At 64.4% G+C, this 16,946-nt stretch carries 12 protein-coding genes; 2 read left to right on the forward strand and 10 right to left on the reverse strand.

Annotation, left to right across the window (positions count from 1 at the left end; all coding sequences use genetic code 11):
- Positions 1-2: 2 nt before the first annotated feature.
- The 8 genes from trxA to ahcY form a co-directional block, all read right to left on the reverse strand.
- On the reverse strand, positions 3-323 hold the full coding sequence (gene trxA / locus ABVV53_RS05195) for a thioredoxin (protein WP_353983311.1): 321 nt from the start codon (positions 321-323) through the stop codon (positions 3-5).
- A gap of 77 nt (positions 324-400) precedes the next feature.
- Entirely contained in the window at positions 401-3,892 is a 3,492-nt protein-coding gene (gene addA, locus ABVV53_RS05200; protein WP_353983312.1) for a double-strand break repair helicase AddA, read from the reverse strand.
- Positions 3,889-6,888 carry a double-strand break repair protein AddB gene (gene addB, locus ABVV53_RS05205; protein ID WP_353983313.1) on the reverse strand — a complete coding sequence of 1,000 codons (3,000 nt, stop codon included), beginning with the start codon at positions 6,886-6,888 and terminating at the stop codon, positions 3,889-3,891. The genes addA and addB overlap by 4 nt, the downstream gene beginning before the upstream one ends.
- Before the next feature lie 8 nt (positions 6,889-6,896).
- Positions 6,897-7,628, reverse strand: a complete 732-nt coding sequence (locus ABVV53_RS05210; protein ID WP_353983314.1) for a nucleotidyltransferase family protein — start codon at positions 7,626-7,628, stop codon at positions 6,897-6,899.
- Complete coding sequence (locus tag ABVV53_RS05215) at positions 7,625-8,611, reverse strand: aminoglycoside phosphotransferase family protein (protein WP_353983315.1); 987 nt, start codon at positions 8,609-8,611, stop codon at positions 7,625-7,627. The genes ABVV53_RS05210 and ABVV53_RS05215 overlap by 4 nt, the downstream gene beginning before the upstream one ends.
- Positions 8,602-9,051 (reverse strand): tRNA (adenosine(37)-N6)-threonylcarbamoyltransferase complex ATPase subunit type 1 TsaE, encoded by a 450-nt coding sequence (tsaE, locus tag ABVV53_RS05220; RefSeq protein ID WP_353983316.1) that lies wholly within the window; start codon positions 9,049-9,051, stop codon positions 8,602-8,604. The genes ABVV53_RS05215 and tsaE overlap by 10 nt, the downstream gene beginning before the upstream one ends.
- Positions 9,048-11,402, reverse strand: coding sequence for a sensor histidine kinase (locus ABVV53_RS05225; protein WP_353983317.1), 2,355 nt, complete (start codon positions 11,400-11,402; stop codon positions 9,048-9,050). Before ABVV53_RS05225 ends, tsaE begins: the two co-directional genes overlap by 4 nt.
- A gap of 77 nt (positions 11,403-11,479) precedes the next feature.
- Positions 11,480-12,898 (reverse strand): adenosylhomocysteinase, encoded by a 1,419-nt coding sequence (gene ahcY, locus ABVV53_RS05230; protein ID WP_353983318.1) that lies wholly within the window; start codon positions 12,896-12,898, stop codon positions 11,480-11,482.
- 464 nt (positions 12,899-13,362) lie between these two features.
- Between ahcY and ABVV53_RS05235 the strand changes: the two genes are divergently transcribed.
- Both ABVV53_RS05235 and ABVV53_RS05240 read left to right on the forward strand, forming a co-directional pair.
- Positions 13,363-13,842 carry a peroxiredoxin gene (locus ABVV53_RS05235; protein WP_353983319.1) on the forward strand — a complete coding sequence of 160 codons (480 nt, stop codon included), beginning with the start codon at positions 13,363-13,365 and terminating at the stop codon, positions 13,840-13,842.
- 69 nt (positions 13,843-13,911) lie between these two features.
- A complete protein-coding gene (locus ABVV53_RS05240; protein WP_353983320.1) occupies positions 13,912-14,592 on the forward strand; it encodes an SDR family NAD(P)-dependent oxidoreductase in 681 nt (226 codons plus the stop codon).
- 77 nt (positions 14,593-14,669) lie between these two features.
- Here ABVV53_RS05240 and folE read toward each other — a convergent pair whose 3' ends face one another.
- Both folE and ABVV53_RS05250 read right to left on the reverse strand, forming a co-directional pair.
- Positions 14,670-15,278, reverse strand: coding sequence for a GTP cyclohydrolase I FolE (folE, locus tag ABVV53_RS05245; RefSeq protein ID WP_353983321.1), 609 nt, complete (start codon positions 15,276-15,278; stop codon positions 14,670-14,672).
- A 19-nt stretch (positions 15,279-15,297) separates the two neighbouring features.
- Positions 15,298-16,812, reverse strand: a complete 1,515-nt coding sequence (locus ABVV53_RS05250; RefSeq protein ID WP_353983446.1) for a phospholipase D-like domain-containing protein — start codon at positions 16,810-16,812, stop codon at positions 15,298-15,300.
- Positions 16,813-16,946: the final 134 nt, after the last annotated feature.

Raw genomic sequence — 16,946 nt, forward strand, 5'->3', positions numbered from 1 at the left:
GCTTACAGCTCGCCTTCGAGCCAGCCCTTGAGTGCGCTCTTGGGAGCCGCGCCAAGCTTCTGCGCCACGGGCTTGCCGTCCTTGAACAGTACCATCAGCGGGATCGACTTCACACCGATCTGACCGGGTACGTCGGTGTTGGCCATGATGTCCATCTTGGCGATGGTCACCTTGTCGACCAGCTCTTCGCTGATCTCTTCCAGAGCGGGGCCGATCATCTTGCACGGGCCGCACCAGTCCGCCCAGAAATCGACAAGCACGGGCTTATCTGACTTGAGGACATCGTCCTCGAAGCTGGCGTCGGTTACGGCTTTGGTGGGCATTTACGTTCTCCGAAGGAAGTGGTTGAGCCGCAATCTAGGGATGAAAGCCGCTCAGGCAACGGCGGTTTGCGAAAGGTTTACTCGGTTGAGGCCAAGGCGGGCTTGTACCGGGCCAGAATTTCGGCCGGCAGTGCGATCAACTGCGGGGCCGCAGTATAGAGGATCGCGGCTTCGATCGCCCGATCCGCATAGATTGTCGTAAGCGCCGCCGCGTAAGCGCCCATCTGCCGAAGGGTTGCCGCGGGCACCTCCTCAAGGCTGGCGGGGGGGCGGCGGGCCGTCTTGAAGTCAACGATGCGAATCAAGTCAGGCGTGATCAGCAGCCGGTCGACAGTGCCCGCAACGACTTGCCCACCCAAGATGGCTGAGAACGGAACTTCCGCAAGGCTCCCTGGTCCGAACAGGTCGGTCCAGGCAGGGTCGTCCACGATCGTCAGTGTCGCGGCGATCATTGCGTCGCGATCTTCCAGCGAAAAGTCCGCGGCATTGCGCGCCAACCACTGCCGCGCAGCCTTCTCGCGAGCATCGGGTGTCAGCTCGGGCAGTCGCTCCAGCAACCGGTGCATTAGCGTGCCTCGTCGCGCTGCGTCGAGAGCGGCTCCCGCAGGCAGCGGCGGATCGGGTGCGGCTTCCTCACCCAGGGCGGAAGGCGCAAGTGGACGCGGCGGAAGCGGCTCGGCAGGCGGCGGACGCAGCAGCAGCGGCGGAAGTGGCTCAGGTAGCGCCAGTTCGGCGGCAACAGCGGTCGGCTCGGGCGCCATACCGTCTGGCGGTGTGCCCCAGTCCCGCCGGCTGTCCCAGATTGGATCCGTAAGCGCACCCTCCGGCGGGAAGAGGGCTTCGAGCCGCGCGTACCAGCTGTTCGGCGCAGCCTGTCCCTTGTCCTTTGGCCCCAGCGCCCCGCCCACGAACAACGCTTCCTCGGCCCGTGTCATGGCGACGTAGAGCAGGCGCCAATGCTCCTGCATTTCAGCCACTTTGACCGCTTGCGCCTCCTCCGCGATCCGGCCGCACTTTTCTTCCTTGCGCAGCGGCGGGAGCGGAATGCGACGGGCGGGATTGTGCGGGTCCGGCAAGTCGAGCCCGCGCTCGCGGCTATCATCAGGATTGCCGGTCGCATCCGCGAGAATGACGATGGGCGCCTGCAAGCCCTTGGAGCCATGCACCGTCATCACGCGCACGAGGCCCTGTGCGTTGTCCGCCTCTCGCTTGAGTTCGCCATCGCCTGCGTCGAACCAGGCGAGGAAGCCCACGAGGCTCGGCGTTGCCGTGGCGGCGTAAGCGAGGGCGGCGTTGACCAGCTCGTCGATGGGATCGTTGGATTCGACGCCAAGCCGCGCGACCAGCTTGCGGCGCCCTTGCCACGGGCCGGACAGAATCCATTGCAGCAGCACCTGCGGCGGGTCGAAGTCGGCCAGTGCAAGCAAAGAGGAAAGCTGAACCACGGTTTCACGCGCCAGCGGATCGGCCGAGCCGCGCAAGTGCGCCCAGAGCGAACGGCGTGGTCGTTGCGCCGGATCGCGGTAGCCGTGCTCCAGCAGCGCTTCCTGCGTCCAGCCTACAAGAGGCGAGACCAGCAGGTTGGCGAGATTGAGATCGTCCAGCGGCTGCGCGGCGAAGCGCAGGGCGGCGACGAGATCCTTCACCGCCAGTGGAGCGCCGAGGCGAAGGCGGTCAACGCCTGCGACGGGAACGCCGAGCGCGTGGAGGCGCGCGACGATCAGCCCCGCAAGTTCCTTGCGCTTGCGCACCAGCACCATGACGTCGCCGGCACCAGCGCGGCGCTCGCCGCCCTTGTGAAGACGGAATCCGGGTCCTTTCGGATCCAGCCAAGCCCTAACCTGCTGAGCTATACGCTCGGCCAGCTGCCGGTCTGGACGCGACAGCCAGGTTTCGGTGCCTTCCTCGGGCTCATCCTCGGGCTCGTCCGATGCGGTGCCGATCGGCTGCCACAACGAGACGTATCCCGGCCGCTCCTGCCCCACATGCCGCTCTGCAGGCTTGTCCAAGCCGATCCCGTCATGGCCGATGGCGTTCAGCGCCCGATCCACGAAGTCGAGAACGCGCTGCGCCGTCCGGAAACTCCGATCGAGGCCGAGGTCCTGCAACTCACGCGGCCGCACCTGCTCGGCGATGTACGTCGCATTCTGCGCAGCCTCGCGCATCGTCGCTCGCACACGGTCGGCGGCGCGGCGGAAGTTCTCCGGACTTGTCCCTTGAAAGCGGAAGATCGCCTGCTTGTAGTCCCCGACGACGAACAAGGTGCGGAGCCGATCGCCACGCTGACCTTCGCCGGCCCAGAACTCCTCCGCCATCGCGAAGATGATGTCCCACTGCGCTGCGTTTGTGTCCTGCGCCTCATCGACAAGAATGTGATCGAAGCGGCGGTCAAGCTTGTATCGGATCCAGTCGGAAAGTTCGCGGCGCCCAAGCAGCGCGGCCGCCTGGCGGATCTGGTCGTCGAAATCGATCAGCCCCTCGCGCCGCTTCGCGTCTTCCCAAGCCAAGGCAAACGCGCGTCCAAGACGCAGAGCCGGTACGAGCCGATCCGCAAGGTCCAGCATCGCCGCGATCTGCTGCACGCCCGCGATGCACTCACTGACGCGGGTAATGTGCGCCTCGTAGTCAGGATCCCGTTTGAGAATGTTGGCGAGCCGCTTGGGTGCGCCCGTCGTCCTGGTGAACAGCCCTCCATGAAGATCAACCAAGGCCTTGGCACGCACGGCCGGTTCAGCGGCAAGCCACGCGGTAATGGCTTCGACCCCCTCGCGACCGGTGTCGGTGGACCAAGCGCTCAGTGTCTCGTGACAGCGCCGCAGTGCGGACGTGTCGAACGCATCGTCGCAGCACATCTGCGCCAGCATCTCGGCGCCGGCGTCACTCGGGAGACCCAGGAGGCGCAGCACGTTGGGCCGCATCGGCTCCTGCCATCCGCCCGGGCCAAGCCATGCCTCACGCGCCGAAGCGCACCGCAGCAGAAACGCCTGCACCGCGTCCGGCCCCAGTCGCAGCGACAGCTCGGATACAGCACCGAGCAATTGCGGATCGCCCACCGGGTCCTGCTCTGCAGCAACCAGCATATCCGACAGGACTTGCCGCGCCAGCAGCACGCGCTCGCGGTCCTCCATCGGGCGCGTACCGGGGACCAGTCCTGACTCGAGCGGAAAGGCGGCGAGCAGCCATTGCGAGAAGGCGTGGATCGTGTCGATCCGCAAGCCGCCGCCGGGGCAATCGAGCACGGCTGCGAACAGCGTGCGCGCGTGCTGGCGTGTCTCGAGGCCGACATCGGCACCGATTGCGGCAAGCTCCGCCGCCAGTTCGGTATCGCCCAGACGCACCCAGCGGGCGAGCTTCTCGTTAATACGAGCCGCCATTTCGGTTGCACCGGCCTTGGTGAACGTGAGGCACAGAATCTGCGACGGTTCGATGCCGCGCTGCAGCAAAAGCCGCAGCACGCGCGAGGAAAGCACCTGCGTCTTACCGGTGCCTGCCGAGGCCGAGAGCCAGACGGTATCCTCGGGCGCGACGGCTTTCATCTGGCTGCCATGCAGTGGGTGCGGCCCGCTCATGCTGCGCCCTCCCCGTCATCGAGGGAGCCAAGCTGTGTGATCCACTCATCCAGGCGCATGAGCTGGTCGTAGTCCGCATGGCCCGGCAAGTCCGGGTTCAAGCGGGCCGTAAAAGGCTCGGCGCCGAGAATCCACCGATCCAGTGCGTCGTCGAGGTAGCGTACCGTCTCCGAGAGGAACTTCTCGCGCGCAATCCCAGATTTTTTGCGGTCCTCCAGCACCGGCTCGGTCCAGTAGCCGAACTGATCCTGCCCTTGCTTCTTCGCCAGCGACCAGTACTCGAACCGCTGCGCCTCGCCGCTGATGTCCTTGAACCCGCCTTCGCTGGCAATTAGGCCCACTAAGCCGAGCTGCAATGAGAAGCCCTCCTGCACTCGGCGCGCGGACGGGGGCTGGCCGGTCTTGTAGTCGACGACGGCAAGTATCCCATCCGCACACCGATCGATGCGATCGGCACGCCCTTGCAGACGCACCCCGCGCCACTCGATCGAGCCATCGGCCTCCGTGGCGAGCACCTTGCGACCGTCCTCCTTCTGCCGACCGATCTCTTCACCGACCCAGTCCAGCGCAGCCAAAAGCCGCGGCCGCCACAGCGCGCGCATGAGCGGATGCGCGCTCATCTCGTCCATCACTTGCTCAGCAATGCTGCGCAGCATTCCGGCAGGCTCACCCTGCTTGTGCCAACGGTCGAGTATGGCGTGCACCGCCGTGCCCTTCCACGCCGCGCTGGGCTCCGCATCCAGTGCATCGAGACTGCGCAGCTTGAGAATGGAGCTTGCATAGAACTGGTAGGGGTCGCCGCGCAGGCGATCGAGCGCAGTGACGGAGATCGCGACCTTGCGCTGCTCTGGCGTGGGCGCTGGCTTGGGACGAGGATAGGCGGGTGCTGCCCGCGCCTCATCGATCAGGCGGGCGAGCCGTACTGCGTCCCGCTCCACCATTGCATCGGCGGCGTCGCCGAGCATGGCCTTGACCCGAAGTACGAAGCGCGACGGGATCACCGGCGAACTCTCGTCCCGGCGCGCCCAACTCAGCACGACTTCGGGCGCACCGAGCGCCGATGCAAGATCGTGAGCGGAAAGGCCGATGCGAAAGTCCGCACCGGGCACACCGAGCGCCCGCAGCATCGCAGGCGGCAGCAGTGCATCGGGAGCAGGACTTGCGGGCCAGACACCCTCCACAAGGCCGCCGCAAATGACCAGTTCCGCACGGCTCATCCGCGCTTCAAGCAGGCCATAGATCGCGACGCGCGGGTGGCCGCCCCATGGCGGTCGCACCGATGTGCGCTCCATCGCGTCGCGCAGCACTGCATGCAATTCTTTGGGGTCGAGGCGAGTCTGCGTCTCGCGCGCGGCTTCGCGCAACTCTTCGACGAACTGCGCCAGTGCCCGACCGTCGGGACGGCTCCAAAGCCCTTCGCCGCACAGCGCCTCGGCGGCGGCGGCAAGCGCGTCGATCAGATCCCCCAGCAAGGCATCCGCACCGTAGGTGAAGAGCGGCGCCAGGGTGGGCTCAAGGCCTTCCCACCAAACGGCTGCACCGGCTGCTTGAGCAACATCGCGCAAGGGAGTGAGGCCCGGCCCGGGCCGAGGACCGCGAAGCGCAAGATCGAGTGCCCTCGCCTGCTCCAGCCACCGGGCCCGCTCTTCCCCAGCTGCCACCAACGGGTGCGTCAACAAACCCACGAGCGGCACCGGCGCGGCTTGCTCGGCGATCAGTTCGGCGAGCAGCAGCAGCACGCGCCCGGCGGCAGTCTGTGGCAGAGGACGGCCCGCGGTGTCGTCCGCAACGATGCCCCAGCGTCCCAGTTGCGCGACCACGCGACCGGCCAGAGCGCGATCAGGCGTCACCAAAGCGACGCGTCGCTCAGGCGTTTCCAGAGCCTGCCGGATCATCACGGCGATCGCCTGCGCTTCGGCGGCTGGGGTCGCGCTTTCCATCAACCGCACGCCCGTGAGCCGTCTCTCTCGTGCCGTCAGCGTCGACCAGCGGGCCGAAGCCGAAGGCGTGAGGAACAGGTTGGAGATGGCGCGGCTACGCTCAGGCGGCGCTGCACTCATGCCAGCGCGATGCCAGGACTGCACTTCCTGGCGCGATACGCCCATGCGGTTGAGCAGCACCTTTAAATGGTACTGCGGGTGCGTCACGGCGTCACTGCGCCCAAACGGCGGATCGCCAGGTTCGGGCGGCATGCCCGCCGTGCCAAGCGCATCCCAGACCTCCTGATCCAGCGCAAGATCGAGGTCCGGCAAGACCATTGCGCAGCGCGGCGATTGTGAAATCACCCGCAGCAATCGCGCCAGAGCAGGCGAGGCGCTGGTGACCCCGCAGGCCACGATCGGGTTCGCCGGCGGAGCTTCCGACCAGCGCCGCGCCGCGTGTTCGAACAGCCGGTTACGCCGCTCGGGAGGATCGACTTCGCCTCGCTCGGCGAGGTCCGCTAGCCAGTATTGCTGCACCTTGAGAAAGGTGCGCGTCGCCTCGCGCCAGTGCTCTGCCAGTTCGCCGACAATGCCAAGGGCAGTGTCGGACATCAGATCTATCGGGGCGATACCTTCCACCGCCAGCCGATCCATCGTCCTGCCGATTTCGAACGCGCGCCGCAGCAAGGCCGCACCGCTTCCGGCGGCATCCCCTTCGACGGCGCGTAAGTGATCCGCGAGGCGCAGCCAGCGGCGCGTCGGGTCAGCAGCGGGAGGTATGTCCGCCGCCCCCAGAGGGTCCAGCAAGGGACCGAGCGCCTCATCCAGATCGAGATCGCCTGCGACCGTCATGCGGGGCAGCAGGATGCCGCCCCTGCCCGAATCGGTGCCCGTGTGCCGCACGAGAGCTTCGGTCATCGTCCGTACGGCGCGCCGGCTGGGCAAGAGCAGCGTCAGTCGGGCAAGACCAAAATCGGGCTCTGCATAGCGAGGCACCAGTCCGGCGACGAGAGCATCGGCAAAACCCCGATGTGCAGCGATCGAGTAGATCTGCGGCTGGCCCCGCTCAGCCACGATCCCGCTCAGACACGATTGAGCCAGCTCTCAGTCGCAGCAACCGCGGCGGGATTGCCGACTTCAAACCATATGCCGGTATGGGAAATGCCGTAGAGACGGCCTTCCTCTATGGCGCGGTTCCAGAAGAAGTTGGTGGAGAACGCCCCTTCGGGCGCGTCGCGCATGAGTTGGTGAGAGACCAGCTGGATGCCCGAGTAAATGAATGGCGCTACGCGGCCAGACCTTCTGCGTGACACCCGCCCTAAGCCGTCCAGATGAAAGTCGCCCTTGCCCTTGTAGTTGAGCGCACGCGCATGCGGCACCAGCAGGAGCAGTGCGTCCATACGTGAAGGGTCCCAAGCGGACGATAGCTCGAGCATCGCGTTCCGCGGGCCGTCCAGCCATATGTTATCGCTGTTGATGGCGAAGAACGGGTCAGGCAGCAACGGCAGCGCCTTGGCCATGCCTCCGCCAGTCTCCAGCAGCAGCTCGCGTTCGTCCGAAACGGTGACGGCTGGGCCAGCTTGGCGAACGCGGCGAGCTCCCAGGTGCGCCTCCAGCGCATCGGCGAGATAATGCACGTTGACGACAGCCTTTCCGACGCCGGCTGCGCTGACCTGATCAAGAACATGGTCGATCAGCGGCTTGCCCGCCACCCGGACCAAAGGCTTGGGCTGCGTGGCCGTGAGCGGGCGCATACGCTTGCCGAGCCCCGCCGCCAGCACCATCGCAGTATCACTTGCAAGGCCTGAGCTCATCGCGCGAACTCCCCGCCGCCTGCTTGGCGCAGCGCGGCAGGCACGTTTGCATCGAACCAGGCCGCGACGGGCGCCAGCGCCGGGTGCGCAAGGTCTCGCTCAAGCTGGCGCCACACGCGGGGGATGAGATCGAGATAGCGCGGCTTGCCATCGCGGCGCCAGAGACGCACGAAAATGCCTACGATCTTTGCGTTCCGCTGCGCGCCCAGACGCGCGTAATCAGCCAGGAAGGTCGTGCGGTCGTCACCCGTGGCTGCCAGATAACGGTCGATCATCGCGGCCTCTAGTTCGGCCGAAACGTCGCGGCGCGCGTCCTGCAGAAGCGACACCAGGTCATAAGCTGGATGTCCCACGAGCGCGTCCTGGAAGTCGAGCAAGCCCTGCTTATGCAGCGCGCCGAGCAGCATGATGTTCTCCGCGTGATAGTCGCGCAGCACCGTAACCCCGGGGCGTTGGCGAGGAAGCAGATCGCGAAGGACCGTCTCCCATGCTGCGGTAAAGCCGGCGGCATCGGCATAGAGGTTCTGGGCGGGGCAGTACCACTCGGTAAACAGCCGCACTTCGCGCATGTACTCGCTCATGGAGTAGTCGAGGAACGGGCCGGACGGCAGCGCGCGAAGCGTGACAAGCGCGTCCACGGCGCCGCGGTACACATCCAGCTCGTCCGACGGCCATTCGTCCAGATAGTCGCGCATCCGCACGGTTCCGAAGTCCTCCAGCAGCACCAAGCCGCGGGAGACATCCTCCGCCAGAATGCGGGGCGCACGCATACCGTTCGCGTCGAGCCAGCGGGCCGCGCGCAGGAACGGCGCGGGGTCCTCGTTGGGTGGAGGCGCATCCATCAGCAGCGCAGTGCTTTCGGCTTTGCGAATGCGGAAGTAGCGTCGGAACGAGGCATCGCCCGGTAGCGGCTCGATTGCTGCCTCGCCCCAGCCTTCGCGGGCCAGGAAAATCTCTACATCTGCGGGTAGCGTCATGGACATGGGATTCGCCCTAGCCAATCCGCCCCGCTTTCGACAATGGCGATCCTGCCCTCATCCGCAGGTTCGAGCCTAACGGAAAGGCAACCCGGCTCATGCGCGAATCCACCTGCGTTCTCAGGCCATTCGGCTATGAGCGCGCCGCCATAGCGGTAATCGTCGAGGCCGATCTCCTCCACTTCAGCAGAGTGCGAGAGCCGGTAGAAGTCGGCATGCACCACTGGCAGCCGCACGGCGGGCGGTTCGTAGAGCTCGACAATGGCGAAGCTCGGTGATGGCACTTCGCCGCCATGCCCCAGGCCCGCTATGATCGCCCGCGCCAAGGTTGTCTTTCCCGCGCCCAGCCCGCCGGACAGAGCGACGACATCGCCGGACCGCAAGACCTCGGCGATGGCACGACCGAAGCCATCCATGGTGGCAAGATCGGGCAGCACGATCCTCACGGCAGTTCCACGATTGCGGCGGTTCCCTGCCCCCGCTCGGATAGCAAACGAAGGGTACCACCGTGCGCCCGAATGAGTTCACGCGCGAGCGGGAGCCCTAGGCCCTGCCGACGCTCTACCGAGCGCCCGTCGGCACTGATTTTGAGGCCGTCAAGCGCGCGGGCCAGCGCCTCCTCGTCCATACCCGCGCCATTGTCGGATACTACGACTTGAGCAAATTGCCTGCCCTCGTGCTTCTCGCGTGAGACCTGAACGAGGATCCGTCCGCCTCGCGGCGTTGCTGCTATTGCATTGTCCACCAGGTGCCCGAAAGCACGAATGAGGCGCCTTCGATCGCCGCTAACGGAGCCGACGAGACTGCTGCCTTGCAGATCGAGAGTCAGGCCGGCGCGTGTCAGCCGCGACGATCGCTCCTCCACGACTGCGCGAACGACCGACATCAGCTCCACATTCTCGCACGAAAGCGGCAGCATTCCCGCTTCGCTCTGGGACAGATCCAGTAACGTCTCGATCTGCTCTCCCAGCCTTTCAGCCGATGCGATGATCGCCTGGACGTACTCGCTGCCCTCCTCGCTGAGCTCGCCGCCGACGCCTGCCTGCAGCAACTCCGCAAATCCGCCGATCGAAGTCAGGGGCGTGCGCAGTTGATAGCTCATGTTGGCAAGGAACCGCGTCTTCACCGCGTCCGCCTCTTCCAGAGCGGCATTGCGGTCTCGCAGCGCCGCCTCGGCTTTTTGAGAATCGGTGATGTCGAGCACGGTCAGCAGGCCGTTGCCGTCCGGCAGAGGTACCCCGGCAAATTCCACGATGCGGCCATTGGCCAGCACAATCCGACCGCCTGTCTGCTTGCGGTCCAGCGTCGCGGCCCGGACTACGTCACCCACTGCCTTCGCTTGGTTCGGCTTCTTCAAGCGCGGCGAGACCTTGCCTAGTAGCGCCTCGATGTGGGGGTGCGTGTCAAGGAACTCACTCTCAAGACCCCAGTCGGCCGCGAACCGCCGGTTCCACAACTGCATCCGCCCGTCCGGCGCGAAAACGGCGATGGATTCGAACAGGCTGTCGAAGGTCGCTGTCCGTGTCCGCAAGAGCGTGTCCCGCATCGCGGAGAGGCGCAGTTGCTCGGTGCGATCCTCCACAATGAGCAGCAAGCCGCCATCTGGCACCGGCTGGGCGACGATCCGCAAGTGGGTGCCATCGGCTAGAGGCCAAGCTTCTTCCTGCGTGGCGTCGGCCGCAAACCACTCTGCCCGCTCGCGTCGCCAAGCCGGAAAATCCCGCGCCTCGGGCACGCGACCGGCATCGCGTGCAGCATCGAGAAGCCGCTCGAATGCAGGCGGATCGATCATAGATGTCGGCGACAGCTTGAAGAGGCTTTGGAAAGGCTGGTTTGCAAACGTCAGCCGCCGCTTGGCGTCGAACTGCGCAACGCCCGCCGAGAGCTCATCGAGCATAGCGCGTTGGGCCTCACGGAAAGCCCGGAAGCCGCGGGCCATTTCCTCCAGATCCTCCACATCGACGGCATACCCGGCAATGCCCTCGCTTCCGAGAGGCAGATCGTGGACTCGAAAGGCGCGCCGCTGGTTGTCGATGGTGACCGGTACGAGACGCTCTATCGGCGCGGCGCGAGCGGCTGCCTGCAACGCCACTTGCGCCGCGCTCAGACCATCGATTGTCTCGATCAACTCGATGCCGTCCTCAACGACCTGCTCCGCACTCTCGCCCGCAACCGCCGCGACATATGCGGTGTTTACCAGGCGCAGCGCGCCACTGGGCCTGCGGAACCACATCGGCATCGGCGCCGCTTCGATAAGCGACACGAGGGCGGTAAAGTCGCCACGCGCGCGCGCGGCTTCCTCGCGCAAAGTCGACAGCTCGCTTTCGCTGTCGCTGAAGTCGAACACCCATACGAGCGCAGCGCCGCCCGGTGACACCTGCGGATCGGCGAGGTGACCACGCAACGCAAGGCTGCGGGTGGAGCCGCGCGGCGTCGCAACCATCCGGAAAGGCGCCGCCGTCTTCTGCGTGCGCAGCACTGCCTCGGTCAGTTCCGCCAGGGCACTCGCACTGAAACCGCGATCTCCTCCGTCAAGCTCGCTTAGGTATTGCGGAACTCCGTCAAGTCCCAGCCATTGGCCAAGGCGCGGCGAAGCTTCGATTCTGCCGTCGGTTCGGACCAGCAACGGAAGAGAAGGCGACTCCTCTACCATGCGCGCAAGCCGCCGAGCAGACCGTTGGGTGGCCTCTGCCCGGCGCTGGCGCATGCGTGCCGAGACGATTGCCCATGCGGCCGCGACCGTCCACGCCGCAAGCAGCAGCCCCAGCAGAACGGGCACGATGCGATCCTGATCCATCGCCTGCGGCTATGGGGCGAGAGCTAGCCTATGACAATGGGCCGCCTGAGCTTGCGCTCAGAACGGCCCGCTTCGCGTCAGTAACGGTAGTGGTCGGCCTTGAAGGGGCCTTCTTGCGGAACGCCGATGTAGTCGGCCTGTTTTTGCGAGAGCTTCGTCAGCTGCACGCCAAGCTTTTCCAAGTGCAAAGCCGCGACCTTTTCATCGAGGTGCTTAGGTAGCACGTAGACGCTGTTCTGGTAGTTCTCGGACTTGGTCCACAGCTCGATTTGCGCCAGAGTCTGGTTGGTGAAGCTGGCGGACATCACGAAACTGGGGTGGCCGGTGGCGCAGCCCAGGTTCACCAGGCGGCCCTTCGCGAGGATCAGGATCTGCTTGCCGTCCGGGAACTCGACGAGGTCCGTGCCGGGCTTAACCTCGGTCCACTTGTAGTTGTCCAGCGCCGAGATCTGGATTTCGGAATCGAAGTGGCCGATGTTGCAAACGATGCTCATGGGCCTCATCGCCTTCATGTGCTCGGCGGTGATGACTGCTTCGTTGCCGGTGGCCGTCACGAAGATGTCGGCGCGCTTCACCGCCTCTTCCATGGTGACGACTTCATAGCCTTCCATGGCCGCCTGCAGTGCGCAGATCGGGTCGATCTCAGTGACCATCACACGCGCGCCGCCGTTGCGCAGCGATGCGGCCGAGCCTTTGCCGACGTCGCCGAACCCGGCAACGCAAGCGACCTTGCCGGCGAGCATGACATCGGTGGCGCGGCGGATCGCGTCCACCAGCGATTCCTTGCAACCGTAAAGGTTGTCGAACTTCGACTTGGTGACGCTGTCATTCACGTTGATTGCGGGGAACGGCAGCTTGCCTTCCTTGGCGAGGTGATAGAGGCGGTGGACGCCAGTGGTGGTCTCTTCCGAGACGCCCTTGATCGCCTGCACCGACTTGGTGAGGTAACCCGGCTTTGCCTTGAGGAAGGCGTTCAGCGCACGGACGAACTCGATCTCTTCCGCGTTGCCGGGCTCGAACAGAGTCTCACCCGCTTCGACGCGCGCGCCCCACAGCGCAAACATCGTCGCATCGCCACCATCATCGAGGATCAGGTTGGCAGTGCAGTCCGGATCGGAATCGCTCGACCAGTCGAAGATGCGGCCGACGTAATCCCAGTAGTCCGCCAGGCTCTCGCCTTTGATCGCATAAACCGGAATGCCGGCGGCGGCGATGGCGGCAGCGGCGTGATCCTGAGTCGAAAAAATGTTGCAGGTAGCCCAGCGCACATCGGCGCCAAGTGCCACGAGCGTCTCGATCAGCACCGCGGTTTGGATCGTCATGTGCAGCGAGCCAGTGATGCGCGCGCCCTTCAGCGGCTTGCTGGCGCCGAATTCCTCGCGCAGCGCCATTAGGCCGGGCATCTCGGTTTCAGCTATGGCGATTTCAGCGCGGCCGTAAGCGGCTAGGCCGATGTCGGCGATGGCGTAGTCTTTGGTGAGCTCAGCGGTAGCCACGGGCAACTCCTGGAAGAAGGTCGGGATCGACGTGCCCGATCAGGCGCGCCTGCAATGCTGACCCATTAGCCCGTCAGACGGCCGGAGGCAAATATAAAGCTTTCTTTATATGGCATGCTGCAGGTGCCGTACGGGCTTGATCCGGATCGACGGCAGCAGTCTGCGCTACGCGGGAAGACTCATTCCCAGAGCAATAACGGCAAGCAGCGCTATCAATGCAGCGCCAATCACACCCGACTCCCCTGGCGAGTTGCGATCCCGATGCCCCTTCTGCCTAACATACGACCTGCTCACTGAACTGACTCGTGACTCCTGATGCATGAAGAGCACGATCGCATCGCATGGTTAACAGCGGCTTCGCACCAACGGTAAACTCGATTTAACCGCCCCTGCCCGTTGCTGCCCTGCAACAGCGCCGTATATCTGCCAGGAAGCGATTCACTTTCAGAACAAGGAAACCGAGCATGACCATCGCCATTGGTGACAAGCTGCCGAACGTGAAGCTGACGAAGGTGACTGAGAGCGGTCCTGAGCAAGTCCAAGCCGCAGACTACTTCGCGGGAAAGAAAGTCGCCCTGTTTTCAGTACCTGGAGCGTTTACGCCCACCTGTTCAGCCAAGCACTTGCCCGGCTTTGTTGCAAAAGCAGATGAACTCAAGGCCAAAGGCATCGACGAGATCGCCTGCACCGCAGTGAACGACGCCTTCGTAATGGGCGCCTGGAACAAGGCTTCGGGCAGCGACGCGGTCACGATGCTGGCGGACGGTAACGGTGACTTGGCAGAGGCGGTCGGCCTTGTCATGGACGGCAGCGGATTTGGCATGGGCAAGCGCGGCCAGCGCTTCTCGATGGTCGTGAATGACGGCACGGTTGAGCAGCTTAACGTGGAAGCCCCTGGCCAGTTCGAAGTAAGCTCGGCCGACTACATGCTGGGCCAGCTCTGATTTACCCTGGACGGCTCCGTCTCTGAGCCGTCGGTTTTTTCTGACATTCTCGAACTTTGGGGGAATAACGTGACGCGTTCGGTAATTGTGACAGGCGGCTTCGGGGTCCTCGGCCAAGCCGTCGCCGAAGCTTTCGCGGCCAACGGCGACAAAGTGGCGCGGATCGATTTCGCCGAGAAGCCGCACACCGCTGCCGAGGGAGCTCTGGACCTCGGCGGTATCGACCTGACGGATGCGCAGTCCACGCGCGGCGCACTGTCCAAGGTTGTTGAGACGAACGGCGGTATCGACGTTCTCGTGAACGTGGCTGGGGGCTTCGCCTGGGAGACCCTTGAAGACGGCAGCATCGCCACCTGGTCAAAGATGCAGGCGATGAACGTGATCACGGCAGCAACGATCACGCAGCTCGCGCTTCCGGAGCTGAAAAACTCAGCTGCGGGTCGTGTTGTAAACATCGGCGCTGGGGGCGCGGTGAAAGCTGGTACGGGAATGGGGGCCTACGCGGCCTCCAAGGCGGGCGTTCATCGCCTCACGGAAGCACTGGCGGAAGAGCTTGCCGGATCCACCGTAACCGTCAACGCCATCCTGCCCAGCATCATCGACACACCGACCAACCGTGCCGACATGCCCGATGCGGACGTGTCGACCTGGGTCCGTCCAGAGGCCGCCGCTAAAGTGATCCTGTTTCTAGCTTCCGAAGAAGCGGGTGCAGTCACGGGCGCTCTTATCCCGGTCACGCGGGGCGGCTGATCCGGCTTTGCGGCATATCTGAGGGCTGAGCGGGGCTGCCTAAATCGGCGCCCCGCAGTTCCCACGCCCTCCTCGCCTCAGTAGCCCATCAACTTCAGCACTTCCTCGCGACTGCGGGGATCGTCGAGAAACGTGCCCATCATGCGGCTCGTGGTCATTCCAACACCCGGCGTGCGGACGCCCCGCGCGGTCATGCAGGCGTGGCTCGCCTCGATCACCACGGCAACGCCATGCGGCTTGAGGTGCTCCCAGATGCACTGGGCCACTTCTGCAGTGAGCCGCTCCTGGATCTGCAGCCGTCGTGCAAAACCGTGCAGCACGCGCGCCAGCTTCGAGATTCCCACCACGTGGTCGCGCGGCAGGTATGCGATGGCGGCCTTGCCGATGATCGGCGCCATGTGGTGCTCGCAGTGCGACTGGAAGGGTATGTCCCTGAGCAGGACCACTTCGTCGTACCCGCCCACTTCCTCGAAGATGCGGGAAAGATGGATGGCCGGATCTTCGGCGTAACCGATACAGTATTCCTTCCACGCCCGCGCGACGCGCTTGGGGGTGTCCAGCAGGCCCTCTCTAGCTGGATCGTCGCCGGCCCAGCGGATCAGCGTGCGTATCGCGTCCTGCACATCCTCGGGGACCGGGGGCTTGCCCGTTGGGTTGTCCTCGTCGGGACCTACCAGGCTGCTCATAGCTATATCCTCCTAGACGTTATCTACTCGCCCGCGTCTTGCGGCCACGTCTTGGCTTGTGCAGCAAGCTGCGGCGTCGGAACAGGCCCCGCCGTTTAATCGGCTCGAACATTTCGCCGGGGCGTTCCGGATCCAGAAAGGCGCCGTCCGCCAATACCGTCTCAATCTCGTTCAGCTCTGGCAGTTCCAGATGACGCAGGTGCTTTCCCCGCTGGGGAAGCGCGTCGATCATGCCGATCATCGACCCGTACTTCTCCAGAAGCGCTGACACTTCCTCTTCCGCGATGCCGCAGTGCTCAGCCAGAAGCGAATAACGCAGCCTGGTGATCTGGTCTCCCACATGCGCATTGGCGGGCCGTGCCGTGTCGATGAAGATATCACACTCACTGTCCAACCCCAGGGAGCGGTTATTCATGTTAGCGGATCCGATCCGTAGCATCTTATCGTCCACGATCATCAGCTTGGCATGAACGTAGATCGGCGAGCCTCCCGTGGTGTACGGGACCATGATGCGAAAGCGATCAGCGTGGTCGATCTGCTTTACGGCCCGCAACAGCTCGGCCCGCGCAGAGTCCATGGCGACTTGCTCCAGCCAGCCATCTGCGGTGACCGGATTGATAATGACGAACTCGGGCGGGTCGGGCTCCGCCAGCCGTTTGCTGATCGCCTCGGCTATCCGTCGGGAAGCGAAATACTGCGTCTCTGCATAGACGAACCGGCGAGCACTTGCGATTTGGCTGACGAAGAGCCTCTCGATTTCCGCCAACTGGCTGCACTCGCCCCAAGCGGCACGGGTGCGGGCTATGCCAATTTCGACATCCCGGAACTCGGCTTGAACCCGATCTGGCCAGGCACTTTCCTCTTGCGCCCTGCACGGCATCAGCTCGCCGCCGCCAGCCGCTTTCCAACGGTCGCGCCCGAGTTCACCCAGAGCCTCGGCCACTTCCCCTTCCATAATCATAGTGATGTCATGCCACGGTCCGTGGCTGCGTCCCGTCGGCCGCCGCCGCCGACTGTCCTTGTGGAGGTGTTCGCGCGTATCCCAACGGTCCGTCGTCATGTCGATCCCGCCGCACACCGCAAACCGATCGTCGATGACTACGATCTTCTGGTGATGAGTGCAGCCAACGGGATGCGCCGAATCGAACTTGAAATCGATAGAACGGCTCATCCCCCAGCGGATCAGATCAATCACCATGGTTCCGCGAAAGATCGACTTGACGAGCGATAGGTTCCACTTGAGCACGCGGATCTCAAGGGCCGGTGTTGTGCGAGCAAGCCACAGCATGAAGGAGCCGAGCCGAGCCGGAAAGCGGCCTCGCTTCCGAAGCGTCCACCAACGCTTCCCGGCGGAAAGAAGTATTCGAGTGTCGAAATCCCAGCCGATCAGGAAGATACGCTGCCGCGCGTTGCACATCGCATCCCGGATGATATCAAAGTAGTCAGCCGCGTCGATTACGACATGCGCACGGCTTGCCTTGGCATACCGCCACACCGACCGTGTGGAATCATCTTCGCCTGACGCGTCCTGCATTCGTACCCACCCAATCTCGACTGAGGGAAGCGGCGAGCCGCAGCAATGTTCCGTCACATCGAAGCGAATCCAGGTCAAGCCACGTAGCATACCACCGCTCCTCGCACCGGAGGCTCAGTTCAACGCGCTGTTCA

This window comes from Novosphingobium kalidii, from assembly GCF_040534015.1.
GTDB classification, from domain to species: domain Bacteria; phylum Pseudomonadota; class Alphaproteobacteria; order Sphingomonadales; family Sphingomonadaceae; genus Novosphingobium; species Novosphingobium kalidii.